The 18,932-nt window shown below is 57.6% G+C and carries 19 protein-coding genes; 13 read left to right on the top strand and 6 right to left on the bottom strand.

Annotated elements, in window-relative coordinates:
- Positions 1–53 precede the first annotated feature (53 nt).
- Together AC27VJ_RS08035 and AC27VJ_RS08030 are read left to right on the top strand one after the other, a co-directional pair.
- Positions 54–1,010, top strand: a complete 957-nt coding sequence (locus AC27VJ_RS08035; protein ID WP_488683563.1) for a LysR family transcriptional regulator — start codon at positions 54–56, stop codon at positions 1,008–1,010.
- A 60-nt stretch (positions 1,011–1,070) separates the two neighbouring features.
- The gene (locus AC27VJ_RS08030) at positions 1,071–1,553 is read left to right on the top strand and encodes a pyridoxamine 5'-phosphate oxidase family protein (protein WP_353577060.1); all 483 of its coding nucleotides are present in this window, start codon (positions 1,071–1,073) and stop codon (positions 1,551–1,553) included.
- Positions 1,554–1,627: 74 nt separating this feature from the next.
- On the opposite strand, the gene AC27VJ_RS08025 is transcribed toward AC27VJ_RS08030, so the two are convergent.
- Together AC27VJ_RS08025 and phnF are read right to left on the bottom strand one after the other, a co-directional pair.
- Positions 1,628–2,491: an SDR family oxidoreductase gene (locus AC27VJ_RS08025; protein WP_488683562.1), complete on the bottom strand. Its 864-nt coding sequence runs from the start codon at positions 2,489–2,491 to the stop codon at positions 1,628–1,630.
- 112 nt (positions 2,492–2,603) lie between these two features.
- Positions 2,604–3,341: a phosphonate metabolism transcriptional regulator PhnF gene (gene phnF, locus AC27VJ_RS08020; protein WP_488683561.1), complete on the bottom strand. Its 738-nt coding sequence runs from the start codon at positions 3,339–3,341 to the stop codon at positions 2,604–2,606.
- 116 nt (positions 3,342–3,457) lie between these two features.
- On the opposite strand from phnF, the gene phnG reads away from it, so the two are divergent.
- From phnG to AC27VJ_RS07965, 11 genes are all read left to right on the top strand, one after another.
- A complete protein-coding gene (gene phnG / locus AC27VJ_RS08015; RefSeq protein WP_488683560.1) occupies positions 3,458–3,904 on the top strand; it encodes a phosphonate C-P lyase system protein PhnG in 447 nt (148 codons plus the stop codon).
- Positions 3,904–4,497 (top strand): phosphonate C-P lyase system protein PhnH, encoded by a 594-nt coding sequence (phnH, locus tag AC27VJ_RS08010; protein ID WP_488683559.1) that lies wholly within the window; start codon positions 3,904–3,906, stop codon positions 4,495–4,497. Before phnG ends, phnH begins: the two co-directional genes overlap by 1 nt.
- A gap of 3 nt (positions 4,498–4,500) precedes the next feature.
- Positions 4,501–5,592 (top strand): carbon-phosphorus lyase complex subunit, encoded by a 1,092-nt coding sequence (locus AC27VJ_RS08005; protein ID WP_488683558.1) that lies wholly within the window; start codon positions 4,501–4,503, stop codon positions 5,590–5,592.
- Positions 5,589–6,470: an alpha-D-ribose 1-methylphosphonate 5-phosphate C-P-lyase PhnJ gene (locus tag AC27VJ_RS08000; RefSeq protein ID WP_488683557.1), complete on the top strand. Its 882-nt coding sequence runs from the start codon at positions 5,589–5,591 to the stop codon at positions 6,468–6,470. The genes AC27VJ_RS08005 and AC27VJ_RS08000 overlap by 4 nt, the downstream gene beginning before the upstream one ends.
- A complete protein-coding gene (phnK, locus tag AC27VJ_RS07995) occupies positions 6,467–7,240 on the top strand; it encodes a phosphonate C-P lyase system protein PhnK (RefSeq protein WP_113086566.1) in 774 nt (257 codons plus the stop codon). Before AC27VJ_RS08000 ends, phnK begins: the two co-directional genes overlap by 4 nt.
- Position 7,241: 1 nt before the next feature.
- The gene (gene phnL / locus AC27VJ_RS07990) at positions 7,242–7,988 is read left to right on the top strand and encodes a phosphonate C-P lyase system protein PhnL (protein WP_488683555.1); all 747 of its coding nucleotides are present in this window, start codon (positions 7,242–7,244) and stop codon (positions 7,986–7,988) included.
- Complete coding sequence (locus AC27VJ_RS07985; RefSeq protein ID WP_488683554.1) at positions 7,985–8,599, top strand: DapH/DapD/GlmU-related protein; 615 nt, start codon at positions 7,985–7,987, stop codon at positions 8,597–8,599. Before phnL ends, AC27VJ_RS07985 begins: the two co-directional genes overlap by 4 nt.
- A gap of 84 nt (positions 8,600–8,683) precedes the next feature.
- On the top strand, positions 8,684–9,526 hold the full coding sequence (gene phnC / locus AC27VJ_RS07980; protein WP_353577051.1) for a phosphonate ABC transporter ATP-binding protein: 843 nt from the start codon (positions 8,684–8,686) through the stop codon (positions 9,524–9,526).
- Positions 9,527–9,551: 25 nt separating this feature from the next.
- Positions 9,552–10,547, top strand: a complete 996-nt coding sequence (phnD, locus tag AC27VJ_RS07975; protein WP_113086562.1) for a phosphonate ABC transporter substrate-binding protein — start codon at positions 9,552–9,554, stop codon at positions 10,545–10,547.
- 65 nt (positions 10,548–10,612) lie between these two features.
- Complete coding sequence (gene phnE / locus AC27VJ_RS07970) at positions 10,613–11,422, top strand: phosphonate ABC transporter, permease protein PhnE (RefSeq protein ID WP_488683553.1); 810 nt, start codon at positions 10,613–10,615, stop codon at positions 11,420–11,422.
- 65 nt (positions 11,423–11,487) lie between these two features.
- Positions 11,488–12,627 carry an alpha-D-ribose 1-methylphosphonate 5-triphosphate diphosphatase gene (locus AC27VJ_RS07965; protein WP_353577049.1) on the top strand — a complete coding sequence of 380 codons (1,140 nt, stop codon included), beginning with the start codon at positions 11,488–11,490 and terminating at the stop codon, positions 12,625–12,627.
- A 12-nt stretch (positions 12,628–12,639) separates the two neighbouring features.
- On the opposite strand, the gene fhuB is transcribed toward AC27VJ_RS07965, so the two are convergent.
- From fhuB to AC27VJ_RS07945, 4 genes are all read right to left on the bottom strand, one after another.
- Positions 12,640–14,610, bottom strand: a complete 1,971-nt coding sequence (gene fhuB, locus AC27VJ_RS07960) for a Fe(3+)-hydroxamate ABC transporter permease FhuB (protein WP_488683552.1) — start codon at positions 14,608–14,610, stop codon at positions 12,640–12,642.
- A 10-nt stretch (positions 14,611–14,620) separates the two neighbouring features.
- Positions 14,621–15,505, bottom strand: a complete 885-nt coding sequence (locus AC27VJ_RS07955) for an ABC transporter substrate-binding protein (RefSeq protein WP_488683551.1) — start codon at positions 15,503–15,505, stop codon at positions 14,621–14,623.
- An 80-nt stretch (positions 15,506–15,585) separates the two neighbouring features.
- The gene (locus AC27VJ_RS07950; protein ID WP_488683550.1) at positions 15,586–17,769 is read right to left on the bottom strand and encodes a TonB-dependent siderophore receptor; all 2,184 of its coding nucleotides are present in this window, start codon (positions 17,767–17,769) and stop codon (positions 15,586–15,588) included.
- A 146-nt stretch (positions 17,770–17,915) separates the two neighbouring features.
- A complete protein-coding gene (locus tag AC27VJ_RS07945; protein ID WP_488683549.1) occupies positions 17,916–18,800 on the bottom strand; it encodes a helix-turn-helix domain-containing protein in 885 nt (294 codons plus the stop codon).
- Positions 18,801–18,932: the final 132 nt, after the last annotated feature.

Below are 18,932 nucleotides of genomic sequence, written 5' to 3'. Positions count from 1 at the left end.
ATTTGGAAACACTATTCCAAAATCACGGATAATCGATCAAAGGGCAATATGCCATGGACCAACTGTCAGCAATGCGTGTTTTCGCGCGTGTGGTGGAAACGGGAAATTTCAGCCGCGCGGCCAGCGCGTTGAACATGCCAAAGACCACCGTTACCAATATGGTGCAAGGCCTTGAAGCGCACTTGCGCACAACGCTTTTGAACCGCACGACCCGCCGCGTCATGGTTACGACGGATGGGGCACTCTATTATGAACGCGCGATACAAATTCTGTCTGAAATAGACGAGTTGGACGGAAGCCTTTCCAACGCCAATGTGCAGCCATCAGGCCGTTTGCGGGTGGAGATGGCGGGTGCATTTGCCGATAATATCATTATTCCCAATCTGTGCGATTTCTACCAGCGCTATCCACTCATTCGTCTCGATCTCGGTGTCGGCGACAGATTGGTGGACTACATTGCCGAAAACGTCGATTGCGCCTTGCGTGTCGGCACACCGCGAGACCAGTCGCTCATTGCGCGCAAGGTTTCCGAACTCGATTTCGTCACATGCGCCGCACCTTCCTATATCGAGCGCTTCGGCATGCCGCAGCAACCGGAAGATCTGGAGGGCGACCATTTCAGCGTCGGCTATCTCAACGCGACGTCGGGGCAGATCATGACCATGGCTTTCGACAACGGCACACGGTCGGTGGAGATCAATGCCCGCTACATCGTCTCCGCCAATGATAGCCGCACCTATCAAAATGCCGTTCTGGCCGGCATGGGCATTGGGCAACTCGTGCCGTTTACGATCAGGGGTGAACTGGCCAAGGGCAATCTCGTTCGCATTTTACCTGAATGGAAGCAGGAGCCGATGCCGGTTTATATCGTTTATCCGCAAACACGACATGTGACGAACAAGGTTCGTGTCTTTGTCGATTGGATCGCAAAGCTGCTGCACAAAAGCGCTTTGGGATCGCTTGACGATCCTGCGGTGCCAAGCCGTTTGCAGGCAAGTCTGGTGGAATAAAAAAGCATTGGAACGTTGATCTGCCAATGCCGTTTCCTTGACACACAAAGGAGACGACGCATGACCAACACCGATGACGATATCAGCAAGGTATGGCAACTCGCAGACAAGATTGGCTTCTGCATGTTGACGACGCAGACTGGCAGCGACCTGCGGGCGCGGCCCATGTCTGCCTATGCTGAGCAGCTGGAAAATGCCTTTTATTTTTTGACAGATGTGGCGAGCCACAAGGACGAGGAAATTTCCAAAGCGCCAAATGTCTGCCTGGCATTTGCGGATTCCAAGGGCCAGAAATACGTCTCCATTTCCGGTGCTGCTGAGGTCCAGAATGACCGTGAGAAAATTCGTGAATTGTGGGCAACGCCCGCAAAGGCCTGGTGGGATGACGCGGATGACCCATCCATTCGTATCCTCAAGGTAACGCCGAATTTCGCGGAATATTGGGATAGCCCCGGCACAGTCATCAGCTACATCAAGATGGCGGCAGCTGCTGTCAGCAAGACGCGGCCTGACATGGGCGAGAATGCCAAGGTCGATATGTAATTAAAGAAGCATGCCGCGACTGATTTCAGTTGCGGCATGCCAAATTTATTTATGTTTCAATAGTTCTGATCACATCAGATCATGATCTCGCCGCCGGTGACTGGAACGACCGCCCCGGTCATGTAGCTTCCCAGTTCAGAAGCAAGCAGCACATAAGCGCCAGCCAGTTCTGCCGGTTGGCCAGCGCGACCGATCAAGGTTTTCTCACCAAACTTCGCAGCTTTTTCCGCCGGCATTGTCGATGGAATGAGAGGGGTCCAGATTGGACCGGGCGCGACTGCGTTTACTCGAATACCCTTGTCTGCCACCATCTCAGCAAGTCCGGCGGTGAAGTTCGAAATCGCGCCCTTTGTCGACGCATAGGCCAGCAGCGCTGGAGATGGCTGACGGGACTGGATCGATGTCGTGTTGATGATGGCACTTCCGGATTTCATATGCGGCACGGCGGCTTTTGACAGGAAAAACGGCGCATAGATATTGGTGCGGAACGTCTCATCCCATTCTTCAGCGGTGATGTCCTCGATAGAGTCGTAGGTCCGCTGAAACGCCGCATTGTTGACCAGTATGTCAATTTTCCCAAGCTTCTGGACGGTTTGCGTGACGAGCGATTTGCAGTGATCTTCTGACTTGATATCGCCGGGCATCAGAATGGCTTTTCGGCCTGCCTCTTCAACCCATTTCGCCGTGTCCTTGGCATCTTCATCTTCATTGAGATAGGAAATTGCGATGTCGGCACCTTCGCGCGCAAAGGCGATGGCGACAGCTTTGCCGATACCGGAATCGGCACCGGTGATGAGGGCGACTTTGCCGGTAAGCTTGCCGTCTCCGCGATAGGAACGTTCACCGTGATCAGGCACTGGCTGCATTTTTGCCGTTAGCCCCGGTGGCTCCTGCTGCTGTTCAGAAAAGGGCGGCATAGGACGGCTGATATCGGACATGAAACTTCCAATCGTGCGGTTGGGGGGATGACGTGCTCCCCGGTCTAACCAGCGATGGAGGGATGAGTTCCGTGCGCATCGCCTTCCGATTGCCCACGCCTCCCGTATCGCTTCAGTTGGAATGCGTTGGTGGGTTTGTGAAAACCAGCTCCATGCGGTCGGCCAGAAAGCGGGTGACGATGCTCTGGATAGGCCTGTCTTCCAGATCGACATCAATGGCCTGACTGACGAGGACGATACTGTCAGATGCGCAATTGAGCAGTTCCACATCGCGTGTAGACACCCGTTCAGCCGTCAGGCGCGTTTCCTTGCGGCGATAATCCGCCAAGCCCTCGCGCTCCAGCGCCTTGGTGATGGAGCCGCTCTCCGCATAGGCGGAAATAATGCCGGGGAAGCGTTCGGCTGAAAACAGGGAGACAGAGCGGGACATCGGCGCGCCGGCAGCCACCGCCAGATGCTCGACACGGTGCAGGGGTGCGCCTGCTCCACACAGAAGAAGCTTTGCCTGAACGGCATCTGCAGCGATGACTTCCGCATGGATAAGCCGTCCAGACGGTTCGAGCGACTGGCGCATCATGTTTTCGGAGAAACGCGCTCTGGTGCCGATGGGATAGACAACACGCGGCTGGACCGCGTTGACGAAGGTGCCGCGCCCCCGCTCAGCGCGCAGCAGCCCCTCGGTCGAAAGAACTGCGATGGCGCGCCTTACCGTGTGTCTGTTGACGCCGAATTGTGCCGCGAGTTCTGTTTCTGGTGGTAATTGCTCGCCGATCCGCCCTTCGGACACCGCACTGCGTATGCCGTCCGCGACCCGGCGCCACCGCGATATGCCATCATCATTTGCATTCATTTCAAGCCAAACGTCCCATTGTCATTCCTTCGTCATCATTAAGGGTGTATAAAACAAATAAGAATGGTTGTCTATACAAATAGACAAATTTGACGAATGAAGATGGCGACCCAACGATGAACAGTTTTGATCGAAAGCAGGCGCTGGATATTCTGGCTGGCGCACCAGCGGATGTTCTTTTGCAGCATTATGACCTGATGGCATCCGACATGCCCGCGGCGACCCCTGTGCGCGGACCGGAAATCGGCACCGTCATGGTTCGCGGCAAGATCGGCGGTGGCGGCGCGGCATTCAATCTTGGCGAAGCAAGCGTCACCCGCGCGACCGTCAAGCTGGAGAGCGGCGAAGTCGGTCATTCGGTTGTTCTGGGCAGGGACAAGGCCAAGGCTCGCATCGTCGCGCATCTCGACGCGCTGCGTCAACGTCCCGACTGGGTTTCGCGCATCGATGGCGAAATCGTCCGTCCGGCTTTGGCCGTGATGGAAGACGAGCAGCGTCGCAAGGCCGAAGAGACCGAAGCGACAAGGGTCGATTTCTTCACGGTCGCGAGAGGAGAAGACTGATGAGTACAGTCACGTTCGATGGCGGTTTCGCCGATCCAGTTTTTGCTTCGCAGGATGTTTTCCACGCCGTCATGCATGCCTTTTCCAGACCGGGATCGGTCGCCGATCTCGGTGAGCGGGCTTCGGGCCCTGCACCGCTCTGCGCTGCGGCATCGGCCATTCTGCTGACCTTGGCTGACTACGACACGCCTGTCTGGATTGAGGACTTGGAAGCTCAGGATGTTGCCACCTGGCTAACCTTCCACAGCGGCGCACCCATTGCGCAGCAGCCAGAGAAGGCGAGCTTCGTTCTTCTGTCTGAAGCAAGTGACGTGGCGCAATGGCAGGGCTTCGCGCATGGAACGATGGAATATCCGGACCGTTCCGCGACCCTCATTCTGCCCGTCCGCTCGATGGATGGCGGCCCCTCGCTTGAACTGACAGGCCCCGGCATCGAAGCCTCCTCCAACATCGCGCCCGTCGGACTACCTGAGGGGTTTGTGGATGCCATGGACGCCAACGCCGCCCGCTATCCGCTGGGCTTTGACATTCTGCTTGTTTGCGGTGCCGAGGCGATTGCCTTGCCGCGCACCACGCGTATTCGGGAGGTTTGATCCATGTATGTCGCGGTAAAGGGTGGCGAAGCGGCCATCGATAAAGCCCATAAGCTGCTGGCGGATCGTCGGCGTGGTGATCGTGAAGTGCCCGCATTGACGCTCGAACAGATCGCCGGGCAATTGTCACTGGCGGTTGACCGGGTCATGGCCGAGGGATCGCTTTACGATCCACAACTTGCGGCCATGTGCGTGCGCCAGTCGCGCGGGGACCTCATCGAGGCGATTTTTCTGCTGCGCGCCTATCGCACGACCCTGCCGCGCTTCGGATATTCGCGGCCTATCGCAACGGATAACATGCGTATCGAGCGACGCGTCTCGGCAACCTACAAGGATATTCCGGGTGGGCAGCTGCTTGGCCCAACCTTCGATTACACGCACCGTCTGATCGATCCCGACATGGCCGGTGACGCGCCGGTGGATGAACCCGCCAGACGACCGCTGGATGGTGCACCATCTTACCCACGCGTAACAGATATCCTCAACAATGAAGGCCTGATCGAGCCGGACGTTGCTTCGGACAAGGAGCCTGCCGATCTCACGCGTGATCCCACCGCTTTCCCGGTTGACCGTGATCTGCGCTTGCAGGCCCTGGCGCGCGGCGATGAAGGGTTTCTTCTGTCGCTCGGCTATTCCACCCAGCGCGGTTATGGCCGCACTCACCCCTTCGTCGGCGAAGTGCGGATCGGTATGGTCGATATCGAGATCGATGTGCCGGAACTTGGTTTTGCCGTCTGCCTTGGCTCCATCCGCGTCACGGAATGCCAGATGGTCTCACAGTTCAAAGGGCAGGGTGAGGACGGGCCGAAATTCACACGCGGTTACGGCCTCGTTTTCGGCCAGTCGGAACGCAAGGCAATGGCCATGAGCCTTGTCGATCGCGCTCTCCGCGCCGACGAGTTTCAGGAGCAGCGCGCCGCGCCCGCGCAGGACGAGGAATTCGTTCTTGCACATTGCGACAATGTCGAAGCCACCGGCTTTGTCGAGCATCTGAAACTGCCGCATTACGTGGATTTCCAGGCGGAACTGGGCCTATTGCGCATGCTTCGGCGCGAAAACGAAGAACTGCTGGCGACCAAGGAGGCCGCAGAATGAACCTGCCAAGCTACAACTTCGCCTATCTTGACGAACAGACCAAACGGATGATCCGCCGCGCGATTTTGAAGGCGATTGCCATTCCCGGTTATCAGGTGCCGTTCGCATCGCGGGAAATGCCGATGCCCTATGGCTGGGGAACCGGCGGCGTTCAGGTCACCGCTGCCATTCTGGGGCCGGATGATGTTCTGAAGGTCATAGACCAAGGGGCCGACGACACCACCAATGCCGTTTCCATCCGCGCCTTTTTCGCAAAGATGGCGGGCGTTGCCACGACGACGAAGACCGAGGAGGCGACGGTCATCCAGACACGTCACCGCATTCCGGAAACACCGCTTAAAGCTGGCCAGACAATCGTTTATCAGGTTCCCATTCCCGAGCCGTTGCGGTTTCTGGAGCCACGCGAAACGGAAACGCGTGTCATGCATGGGCTTGAGGAATACGGCCTCATCCATGTGAAGCTCTACGAGGACATCGCCCAACACGGCCATATCGCCACCACCTATGCCTATCCTGTGAAGGTTGAAGGGCGCTATGTGATGGACCCATCACCGATCCCGAAGTTCGATAATCCGAAAATGAACAATTCACCTGCGCTGCAATTGTTCGGTGCCGGGCGCGAGAAGCGCATCTATGCTTTGCCGCCGTTCACCGAAGTCGTCAGCCTCGATTTCGAGGATCACCCTTTTGCTATTCAGCGTTTCAGCGCTCCCTGCGCGCTGTGCAACGCCACCGGCGTCTATCTCGATGAAGTGGTGACGGATGATCGCGGGGGCCGGATGTTCGTCTGCTCCGATACCGACCATTGCGAAACCCGCCAGGCAGAGGGTCATCACGGCCCAGGCTTGCCCCAACTGGCGATGGGAGAACAGCCATGACAGGCCCGATCCTTTCTGTTCGAAATCTGGAGCGCCGTTACGGTGACTTCATCGGCTGTACGGATGTCTCGTTCGATGTCTGGCCCGGCGAAGTCGTTGCCATCGTCGGTGAATCCGGTTCCGGCAAAACAACGCTGCTCAATTGCATATCGGCGCGGCTCGAACGCTCCTCGGGTAGCGTGCAATACCGCATGCGGGACGGGCGTTTTCCTGATCTTGAGGAGCTTTCAGAGGCCGAGCGCCGGTTTCTGATGCGTACCGACTGGGGCTTCGTGCACCAGAATCCGGCAGATGGTCTGCGCATGCGGGTTTCTGCCGGTGCCAATGTCGGTGAGCGGCTGATGGCAGTTGGCGAGCGGCATTATGGTGATATCCGCAAGTCTGCCGGCGAGTGGCTGTCGCGTGTCGAAATTGCCGTGGATCGTATAGACGATCAGCCTGTGGCTTTTTCCGGCGGTATGCGCCAGCGATTGCAGATTGCCCGCAATCTCGTCACCCATCCACGTCTGATTTTCATGGATGAGCCGACTGGTGGCCTCGATGTGTCCGTGCAGGCCCGTGTGCTCGACCTGTTGCGCAATCTCGTCAACGACCTCGGTCTTTCGGTGGTCATCGTCACACATGATCTGGCTGTTGCCCGCCTGTTGTCGCAACGGATGATCGTCATGAAGAGTGGTCGAATCGTAGAGCAGGGACTGACAGACCGGGTGCTGGACGATCCGCAGCATGCCTACACCCAGCTTCTTGTCGCCTCGATACCGGAGAGCTGAAATGACGCTTCATCATCCCACGTCGGCACTTGCAGAGACGATCGTTCTTTCGGTCAGCGATGTCGCCAAATCTTTCACCATGCATCTGCGCGACGGCATCGTTTTGCCGGTGGTGCGCAATGTCAGCTTCGATCTCCATCGCGGAGAATGTGTCGTGCTTGGTGGCCCATCCGGCGTCGGCAAGTCATCGATCCTGCGCATGGTCTACGGCAACTATGCTATCGACCAAGGCCATATTCTGGTTCGCGACGGTTCGACCAACACCATGAGTGATCTCGGCAGCGGCGATCCGAGACTGATCCTTGCGCTGCGGCACAACAGTATCGGCTACGTTAGCCAGTTTCTGCGCGCGGTCCCGCGCGTTTCGGCGCTGGAGATCGTAGCGGAACCCTTGACGGCGCGCGGTGTCAGCAAGGAAGACGCCATTGCGCGCGCAGCGGCGTTGTTGACCAGACTCAACCTGCCGGAAGCGCTGTTCGGCCTCCCGCCTGCGACGTTCTCGGGCGGTGAGAAACAACGCGTCAACATCGCACGCGGCTTCATCACCGATCATCCCATCCTGCTGCTGGATGAACCAACGGCTTCGCTGGATGCTGAAAACCGCGATGTCGTGGTTGATATGATCAAGGAAAAGCTTAGCCAAGGCACGGCGATCCTCGGTATTTTCCATGACCTGCCGGTTCGCAACGCCGTTGCCACGCGCATGCTTGATGTATCGGGCTTCTCTGCAAGAAAGGCAGCAGCATGACCAAGCTTTCCATTGAACCGCTGATTGATCCAACCGCGCAGGTCAAGGATTGCGTTTTTGGACGCTATACGGAAGTGGCTGCGGGTTGCCATATCTCGGAAACCGAAATGGGTGACTATTCCTATATCGAGCGCGGCGGCCAGGTCTGGTGCGCGACGATCGGGAAGTTCGTCAACATCGCGGCCAGCGTCCGCATCAATGCCACCAACCACCCCATGGACCGTGCCAGCCTTCATCATTTCACCTATCGCGCTGGTGACTATTGGGAAGGTGCAGGCAATGAGGCGGATTTCTTCACTGCCCGCCGTGCAAAGCGGGTGGTGATCGGTCACGATGTCTGGATCGGTCATGGGGCAACACTTCTTCCCGGTGTGACTGTCGGCAACGGAGCCGTTATCGGCGCAGGGGCCGTCGTGTCCCGCGATGTCGCGCCTTACACCATCGTTGGTGGCGTGCCCGCCCGCGTAATCCGCGAACGGTTTGCGGTTGAAATTGGCGCGCGAATGGACCAACTCGCCTGGTGGGATTGGCCGCACGACAAGCTTTTCGAAGCGCTTGCCGACTTCCGAGCTTTGGGCGCGGAAGAATTCCTCAGCCGCTACGGCGGTTGACATAAAAACTTCACCGAACCGTCACCAAGCGATCATCGAACATCACCCAATGTCTTTCTAATTGACAGACATCAGGAGCGAAAAATGACTGCGATCACCGTATCCAATCTTTCGAAAAAATACGGAAATACGCGTGCTCTCGATTGCGTGAATCTGACGCTCGAGCGGGGCGAGATGGTGGCTTTGATCGGGGCGTCCGGTTCCGGCAAAAGCACGCTCATTCGCCACATCGCTGGCCTCGAAACAGGTGACGGTCAAAATGGGCGGATCGAGATTCTGGACACGGTTTCGCAAAAGGCCGGTCGCCTGACAGGCTATGTGAAGCGCGGTGCCGTATCGGTGCTGTTCCAGCAGTTCAATCTCGTCGGTCGCCTTTCGGTGCTGACCAATGTGCTGATCGGTCTTCTTGGCCGGGTGCCGCGCTGGCGCGGAACGCTGGGGCTGTTCAATGCGGAGGAAAAAGCCGCAGCCCGTGCAGCCCTTGCACGCGTAGGCATTCCACAGGTTGCCGTGCAGCGCTCTTCCACACTGTCTGGCGGGCAGCAGCAGCGCGCGGCAATCGCTCGCACGCTTGTGCAGGGTGCGGAAATTCTGATTGCCGATGAACCCATTTCGGCGCTCGACCCATCATCGGCGCGCCGGGTGATGGATGTGCTGGCCGATATCAATACGCAGGACAGGATTACGGTCCTCGTCTCTCTGCATCAGGTCGAATATGCCCGTCGATATTGCAAGCGCACCATCGCCATGCGCAACGGCGCTATCGTCTTCGATGGCCCTTCGACCTCGCTGTCCAACGCATTTCTGGCCGAACTTTACGGTTCGGCATCGGAAGAACTGGTCCTGCCGGATGCCCCGGCGGAGCAATCGGCTCCCGTGACTGCCACGGAGCTGCCCAACCGTCAGCCGGCGTTTACCACCGCCTGACTTCCCCTGTTATCGGAGACCTCTCATGAACGCGATACTGAAAAGCATGGCGGCGATGTCTATCGCCTTTACAATGACGTCCGCAGCCCTGGCTCAGGACACGATCAATTTCGGCATCATCTCGACCGAGTCTCAGCAGAACCTCAAGACCAGCTGGGATCCGCTTCTGGCCGACATGAAGAAAAAGACCGGTCTGGACGTCAAGGCGTTCTTTGCTTCCGATTACGCCGGCATTATCGAAGGCATGCGCTTCAACAAGGTGCAGATCGCCTGGTACGGCAACAAGTCTGCCATGGAAGCCGTTGACCGCGCCAATGGCGAAGTCTTCGTGCAGAGCGTTGCTGTCGGCGGCGAGCCTGGCTACTGGTCCGTTGTCATCGTTCCCAAGGATTCCCCGATCCAGACCATCGACGACGTTTTGAAGTGCGACAAGTCGCTCAACTTCGGTCTGGGCGATCCAAACTCCACGTCCGGTTACCTCGTGCCGATGACCTTCGTATTCGGCCCACGCGGTATCGACCCGAAGTCCTGCTTCAAGAACGTGACCAACGCCAACCATGAAACCAATGCCATGGCCGTTGCCAACAAGCAGGTCGATGCTGCTGCCAACAACACCGAGAACATGGCGCTGATCAAGCAGAACAAGCCGGACGCTTTCGCCAATATCCGCGAAGTCTGGCGTTCGCCGCTGATCCCGTCTGACCCAATCGTATGGCGCAAGGACCTGTCGGACGACACCAAGACAAAGATCCGCGAGTTCTTCCTGACCTACGGCACCGACAAGTCCACCGGAAATGTTGCCGAAGAGAAGAAGATACTGGCCGGTCTGAAGTGGGCTCCGTTCCGCGCTTCCACCGACAAGCAGCTTCTGCCGATCCGCGTCATGGAACTGTCGAAGTCGATTGCCCAGGCGAATGCCGATGCATCGCTTTCCGCTGAAGCCAAAGCTGCAAAGGTCAAGGATCTGACGGAACAGAAGAGCAAGTTCGAAGCCGAACTCGCAACAGCTTCCAAGACCTGATCTCTTCAAAATCTACTGGGCGGGTTCAAAGGCCCGCCCAGCCCTCTGGCACCGGATTGACGACAATGAGTGAAACACCCCTGCAAAACAAAGCGATGCCCATGGCGGTAGCGAAACAGCCGGGCGGCCTGCGCAATGGACTGCTCACGCTGGGGCTGGTTGCCGCGCTGCTCATCAGCTGGGGCCCTGCCGAAATGGGGCGTTGGACCTATCTGTTCAGCGACAGCGGCAACATGGCCGCCTATGCCAAGGATTTCCTCAAGCCGGATTTCAGCACCTGGCAATATTACCTCGAAGAAATGATCGTTACGGTTCAGATCGCGCTCTGGGGCACTTTCCTTTCCGTGCTTCTGTCGATCCCGTTCGGCATCCTCTCTGCCCACAACATGGCACCGTGGTGGATCAACCAGCCGGTGCGACGCCTGATGGACATGTTCCGCGCCATCCATGAGGTCGTCTTCGCGGTCCTTTTCGTGGTGGCGGTCGGGCTCGGCCCCTTTGCCGGTGTCATGGCTCTCTTCATCCACACAACAGGCATTCTCGCAAAGCTGTTTTCCGAGGCGGTCGAAGCCATTGACCCGCGTCCCGTCGAGGCCATCCGCACGACCGGTGCATCGCGCATTCAACAGGTCATTTTCGGCGTCATTCCGCAGGTTTTACCGCTGTGGATTTCCTTCTCGCTCTACCGGTTGGAATCGAACATTCGTTCAGCAACCGTGCTGGGCCTTATCGGCGCTGGCGGAATCGGTCAGGTTCTCTTTGAATCGATCCGCGGTTTTTATTACCCGCAGGCATCCGCCATCATCATCATCGTGGTTTTGACGGTTACGCTGATGGACCTCATTTCGCAGCAGCTGCGCCGGATCGTGATCTGAGCCCAACTGCAACTTTTTCGCTCTCCACAGCCGTTTCGCAACGGCACATCAACCGAATGAACATCATGCAAAAAGATATCGTCTTCACCAATTGCGCCATCGTTCTCCCGCAGGAAATCATCAACGGCACCTTGCTCGTCCGCGATGGAAAGATCGCCGATGTCACTCAGGGCAACTCATCCTCGGGCACGGATCTGGATGGTGATTTCGTGATTCCGGGTTGCGTCGAGCTGCACACGGACCACCTAGAAACCCACGTCCAGCCGCGCCCGAAAGTGCGCTGGAATCTGGATGCAGCCCTTCAGGCGCATGACGGACAGATCGCCACGGCTGGCATCACGACTGTGTTCGATGCTCTGCGGGTTGGTATGGATGGTGATACCGAACTTGGTTCGGACGATATGTCGGCCATGGCGCAGACCATTTCGGCGGCAACGGCAGCAAACCGCTTGCGCGCGGAACACTTCATCCATCTTCGCTGCGAGGTATCGATGCCTGATGCTGCGGAGCATTTCGATGAGATCAAGTCCAATGACCGCGTGAAGCTCGCGTCGCTGATGGACCACGCGCCCGGCCAGCGCCAGTTCGTCAGTCTCGAAGCCTATCGCATTTATTATCAGGGCAAGAAAAAGCTCTCAGACGCGGATTTTGCTGCCTTCAGCGAACGACGCATCGCGCAGTCTGAAATGTATTCGGCAAAACACCGGCAGCTCATTGCGCAGCGTTGTCACGCCGCGGGCATATCCATCGCTTCCCATGATGATGCGACCGCCGAGCATGTGGCGGAAGGGATCGCCCTTGGCATTTCGCTGGCCGAATTCCCGACGACGGTCACGGCGGCACAGCTTTCGCGTGAGGCCGGTCTTCAAGTGCTGATGGGTGCGCCGAATGTGGTGCGCGGCGGTTCCCATTCCGGAAATGTCTCGGCGCTTGAGCTTCTGGAAAAGGGTGCTCTGGATATCCTCTCGTCCGACTATGTGCCCTTCAGCCTCGTGCAGGCGGCATTCACGCTTTGGGAGAAAGAGATCATCGACCTGCCCCAAGCCATCCGGTTGATCTCTGCAAACCCAGCCGAAGCGGCCAAGCTCGATGATCGTGGACGGATCGAGATCGGTCGTCGGGCGGATCTCGTTCGGGTTCGGGCCACAAAGGGACTTCCACCCTTCATTGCAGGTGTCTGGCGTGAGGGAAATCGCGTGGCCTGATGTGCCCGGCCCCTACCGTTTTCCGGTATGGGAGATGAGCCACAGAAGATATGGCCCGCCGATCAGAGCCGCAAACACGCCGACCGGCACCTGATAGGGATAGATGACGACGCGGGACAGCCAGTCGGCGCCGATCAACATCGCAGCGCCGATTAGCAACGACGCCAAAAGCTGCTGGCGCGCGCCGGTCAGCCCGATCAGGCGGGCAAGATGCGGGGCGACAAGCCCGGCTAGGCTAAGTGGACCAACGAGAAAAGAGGCGACCGCCGTCATCAGCGCTGCGAGGATGGCGAGGGTGAGTCGTGAGGATGTGAGGCCAAGGCCAACGCCCTTGGAGACGACGGACCCTAGTGGCAGTATCGTCAACCAGCGGCTCATGAACAGCAGTGGTGCCGCGAATAGAACGAGTGCACTTAGTGATGTCCATGCCTCGAATGCGCCAGCACGATTTGTCGATCCTGCCATCCACATCAACAAAATGAAGGCGTTCATATCGCCTTGTGCCAGCACGATGGTAACGATGGCCATGGATATCGCGCTCATGGCAATGCCGGATAAAAGCAGGCGCTCTGCGGACAGTTCGCGGCTTGCGGTGATGGCGATCATGATGGAGAACACTGCTAGCGCCCCCAATGCCATGCCCATCAGCATCACGGTTGGCGGTCCGGAGCCGAAAAGATAGAGCGTGGCGGCCAGTCCAGCGCCACCGCCTGCCGAAACGCCCAGCACTTCGGGGCTCGCGATCGGATTTCCCGTCACGCGCTGCATGATGTAGCCGGCGGCCCCCAAAAGTGCCCCGGCACCCCCAGCAGCCAGAATGCGCGGCAGCCGGAAGGGCATGAGCTCGGATAGGCTCTGTCCAAATGCAAAGCGCAAGCCTGTGGGGGAGGGGCCGACCACAAGTGCCGCCAGCATGAGCAGAGCGATCAACACCACCAGAAAAACGATGTATAAGTCGGGCCGCGCCAAGCGTCGTTCCGTGGAAGATGCGGAGGCCGTGACGGGCGAGATGGCGTGCAGCCTTGGCAAGAGAAAAAGCAGGACAGGCCCGCCCATGAGCGCGGTTGCGGCACCCGCTGGTGCCAGATCGGAAAAACCTGGGCCCAGCAACTGGCTGATGGCATCCGTGAGAAACAGCAGTGCGGCGCCCGTAAACGGTGCTGCGATCAAAACCTGCCCCGTCGTTCGCGCACCGCAAAGCCTCGCGATTGCAGGCGCTGCAAGCCCGAGAAAGCCAATGACACCCACCGTGGCGGTAACGGAAGCCGCCAGCCATACGGCGAGCAACAGAATGGCCAGTCGCAGCCACACAAGCGAGAGGCCAAGGCTTTTGGCGCTTGTATCGTCCAGCGCCAGAACGTTGAGGGGGCGAATAAGGATGGCGGCAGCGATGGCACCGATGAAGATCCGGGGTGCCAAGGACAGCACGCCCTGCCAATCCTGCTGGCTCAGGGAACCCGCACCCCAAATGCTGACGGAAAGCGCATATTCACCGCGCGCAAGAATGAAGGTGATGGTGAGCGAGGCGGTGATCATGCTGACGATGAGACCCGATACCGCAACCGTTACCGGATCGAATGATCGCCGCCACGACAGCGCCAATACCAGGCCGACGGCGACAAGCCCGCCAGAGAAAGCCACCAATTCACGCGAAAATCCGGCCAGAAGCGGCGAGAAGCTAAGGCCTGCTACCAGCGCAAGCTCCGCTCCGGCAGCAATGCCAAGCGTGGACGCATCCGCGATGGGGTTGCGCAGCACCCGTTGCAACAGCGCACCAGCCAATCCAAGCGCAGCACCTGCCAAAAGTGCAATGACGGTTCGCGGAAGCAGACTATTCCATAGGAGAATTTGGCCGAGCACATTTGCTATGACCGGATCCCCCGGCACCGTTGGCCTTGTGGCGATGAGAAGCGCCAGCATGGCAGCACACGCGGCAAAAATCGCCACCACAGAAATCATGGCGCGACGGGAGCCTGTAGCCATCGAGGCTGCGCTAGCCGTTCCCGGCATCGGTCAGACCTTTCGCAAGCTCTTCGGCAAAACGACGCGCAGCGGGTAGCGCCCCATAGGGATTGATGGAGCCCAACGTGATGACCCGCTTTTCCCGAACGGCGGGCAGGGCGTTCCAGAAGGCGCTTCGCTCCAGACCCATGACCGCATCAAGCGGATGCGGTGGGATGAGAATGATCCAGGCATCCGGCATGGAGGCAAGCGTTTCGATGCCCATGGGCGCAGCTGCCGAATAGGCCGTCTGCCCGGTCCATGCATTCTCCAATCCCAGCCGCTTTAGCGTAGAGCCGAACATGCTGTCTGAGCCGAACACACGGTAATGCCTGGAATCGCCGAGATTGATGGGCAACACGGCAAGTCGATCACCCCTCGCCAAATTCTCTCGCAGATCGACCAGCCGCTGGGCGGTACCCGCAACATAGGTTTCGGCTTTGGATGTGATGTCGAGATGCTTCCCCACAGCCATCGTCGCCCGCTGAGCCATGACATAAGGGTCTTCGCTAGAGAGATAGATGCCAAGATTGTGTGTGGGCGCGATGCCGGACAGCAGAGGATCAGCCCAGGCGTAGAAATTGGAGTTGAAGATGATGTCAGGTTTGGCGAAGGACAACGTTTCCAGATTGGGCAATCCCCGCAGCCCCAGATCGGCAACCGTTTCCGGCACCGCCGGCTCGACCGCCACTTCGCGAAATTGCCGAAGCTCCGGCCCTGCAACGACATTGGAGCCCAAGGCGAGAAGTGTTTCCAGCAAGGCCCAATCGAGCGTCGCCGTTCGTGGCAGCGTTTCCGCATGTGCAGAGCGCGTGATTGCGAACGAGGTGGCACCTGCGAGAAAGGCTCGACGGGAGAACAGAAAATGGGAATTCACATCTGTCTCCAACGACAATAAGGAAGGCCCTTTCGGACCTTCCCTCTAAATGCATTGTTGCGCCACTTTCGCAGAAGCATTTACCAGGTTCTGCTGAGTTTAAGACTGACGGTCCGCGCTTCACCATAACCGCAGAAGGACATGGTGTTGCAACCGGCAACATATTCCTTGTCAAACAGGTTGGTCACATTGAGCGAAGCCTTCCAGTCATTCTTTTCGTAGCGAATTCCGGCATCAAAAACGGTTGCGTCTGGAACACGCAATGTATTGGCGTCGTCAGCCCAAGACTTGCCGCGATATCGCACGCCCGCACCAAGGCCGAGGCCTGTCAAAGGGCCTTCCGTAACGGTGTAGTCCAGCCATAGCGACGCTTGCGAATTAGGGACTAGCAAAGGAGTAAGCCCCTCCATGCTAGGATCGCCGGGATTTTTGGTGAACTCAAGATCGGTATAGGAGGCCGACGCAATTGTTTTCCAATTTTCCGTCAGGTTGAATTTCCCTTCGACCTCAACTCCACGGGAACGAACCTCACCAAACTGCCTGCTGTTAGACGTCCCCGCTATGTTGACGGTATAGTTCTTCTTGTCGATCTGGAATACGGAAGTTGTCAGGCTGCCATCAAGCCAGCTTGGCTCATATTTGACGCCAGCTTCGTACTGCTCGCCCTCTTCCGGTTTTAGTGCTCCGTCTGACGATGTTCCCACGAGTGGGCTGAAGAATGTCGAAACACTGGCATAGGGGGTAATGCCGTTGTCGAATTCATAGGCCAGACCCGCGCGACCGCTCCACGCGGCATCGTTTCTTGAGAAGTCGCCGGTTCCGAGACGGTCATCGACTTTACTGTCGAGATAGTCGTAGCGGCCATTCAGTGTCGCAATCCATCCATCGCCGAATTTGATCTGGTCTTGCGCGTAAACGCCAACTTGGCGGATTGTGTAGACCTGATGCGTGAAAGGTGTAAGCGGCGGTAAAGGCAGGTTGTATGGCAGGTCATCTGGATTAATTGGAGTTGGATATGCACCCCACGGTGTGGCCAGCTGATCATTGTCGAGTCGATACGAGCGATAATCCAAACCAGCCATCAGCTTGTGGCTGGTGCCGCCGAGCTCGAATTCATTTTCAAGACGATTATCAATATTGACGGAATATGCCTTCGACCGGACATCATCGGCATACATCATAACTTCGTCATCTGCTTGGTTGGCGAAGTCGAAGGGGTATAGCTGGCGTTCTCGCTTGTTGAGATATCCAAGCCGCATATTCTGCGTGAATTTCCACCCGTTTTCAAATTCGTTCTGGAATTCGTAGCCCGTCAGTGCCTGCGTCGCCAAGCCGATGTCGAAGTCTTTGCGTCCGAAATATGCGTCTCGGTCGATTTTGCCAAAGAATGGGTTGGCGACAACGGTGCCGGAATAGGGGAGAAGTCCGTTTGAGGTATGCGTCTGGTCCAGATGACTGATATAGGCCCAGATGTTCAGGCTGGTGGTGTCATCTGGCTGGAAGGTGATCTGCGGCATAAACGTGCCGCGAATATCTTCCTGCTTATCGGAATAACCTTTGCCGCCGGAAAGTTTGCCGGTTAAACGATAGTTTACGGACTCTGTTCCTGGCATTTTATCTGAGAAATCAAAGCCGAAGAAACCGTTTGCGTTACTATCGATCCCGATCTCAGTATAGGCGTATGGTTCGTCCGAGGGACGCTTGCGCACCATGTTGATCACGCCGCCAGCGTTGGCGCCGCCGAGCAGAACGGATGCTGGGCCTTTGAGAACTTCGACACGCTCCAGCATAAATGGATCGATCTGAAAGTTTCCGAAGGCATGGCTCGTTAGTGCCATATTGTCGAGAAAGAGCCCGGTTTGGCTGGCATTGAAGCCCCGGACGTAAATCCAGTCAGTATCTGGATCTGAGCCAAAAGGCTGAGCAAATACGCCCGGCGTGTAGAGCAGGGCTTGGTCCACCTTATCGAGGACGCCCCGGTCGTTCATTTCTTGTGTGCCCACCACCGAAACAGACTGCGGAATTTCCTTCAGCGGCGTGTCGGTTTTCGATCCCGTCGTCGTTTCCTTGGCGACATAGCCCTTCACTGGCCCGGTGCCGCCCTGTTCCTTGTTGCCTTGAACAATGATGGGGGCGAGGGTTGTCGTGTTGCCGGTATCGCTTGCGCTTTGCGCCCAAGCTTGCCCTCCGGTGTTGAGAACAATCGTTGCTACGCCCGCCAACAGGCCCGCTTTCATTGCGGAAGATTTGATCAATGTCTTCACTCTGCGCCCCACTCATACCGCTCTCTCAGGCGGCCTCTCGATAAGGTGAGTGGTTAACTCAGATTTAACTTATCTGCTTGTCCGTATGCACGGGAATTGAACGAATTTGGGCAAATTTCACGCTCAAGCGCATTTGCTCACTGGTTTTATTCACATTGTGCCTTTTTCCACTGGGAAGGTGTCAGCCCGGTATGCTTGCGAAACGTGCGGCTGAAATGGGCGTGATCTGCAAAACCCGTTTCCGCGGCCACCGTCGTTAACATGTGTCGACCTGACTTGAGCAGGTCTTTCGCGCGTTCCAACCGCGCACTCATCTGCCAATCATGCGGAGCCACGCCAGTGGCGGCCTTGAAGGAGTGGCTGAAATGCGATTGCGACAGGCCGGTGATTGCGGCCAGTTCTTCCAGCCTGATATTGCGCAGGCAATGTTCTTCGATGAAGTCTTTTGCGCGCCTCAATTGCCAAGGGGCCAGCGCACCGCGTTTGCGGGGCTGCGCCTTGGCGAGCTTGAATACGTCGATCAAGAGCGAAAGCGCCAGGCCATCGCCGTAAAGGTCGTGCAGCGGATCTGAACTGGCGATTTCGGCGGCAATCAGCTGCGCCAATGTCACGATCCGGCTGTCTGCGAAGAGAAGTTTTGGTTCTCTCAGCAGCGAGGGATCGAGATCATCACCCAGACGGCGGCTGATGGCATCGACATCGAAGTGGATATCGAGGTGGCGAATGGATTGGACATCCTTGATATCCACCCAAAGGTCCATGTCCGCCGGGACGTAAGAGATCGGGCTCAGATGGGAATCCTGCGGCATTCCCGGTTCTCGCGCCGAGCGCTTGACGGAGGGGCGGCCACGGCCGCGCTGATCGAGAAGAATGAAGAGACGCGGATCGCGGGCGATATAATGCCCGCCTGCATAGCTGGCGCATTCCACATCCCACAGATCGGCAGTGATGCCATTCCAGTATCGGCGGCGCAGCCCTCCCACAACAGAGAAGCCTTCAATCTGGTTCTGCATTCTCGGCTGAAAGGTCATTTACGGACTCAAGGGAGATAAAGCGCTAAAAGTTGCGGGTCTTTATCAAGTTTTCTGGTTGTATTCAACAGGCGGCCCGCAAGCGATATTGACGCCCTGCTCCAACTTGGCCAAAGATCGAGCTCCTCAATC

The sequence above is a fragment of the Agrobacterium sp. 20P9.1.2 genome (assembly GCF_057799395.1).
Note: the sequence above shows the minus strand (reverse complement) of the source record. Positions and strands in the feature narration are given on the sequence as shown.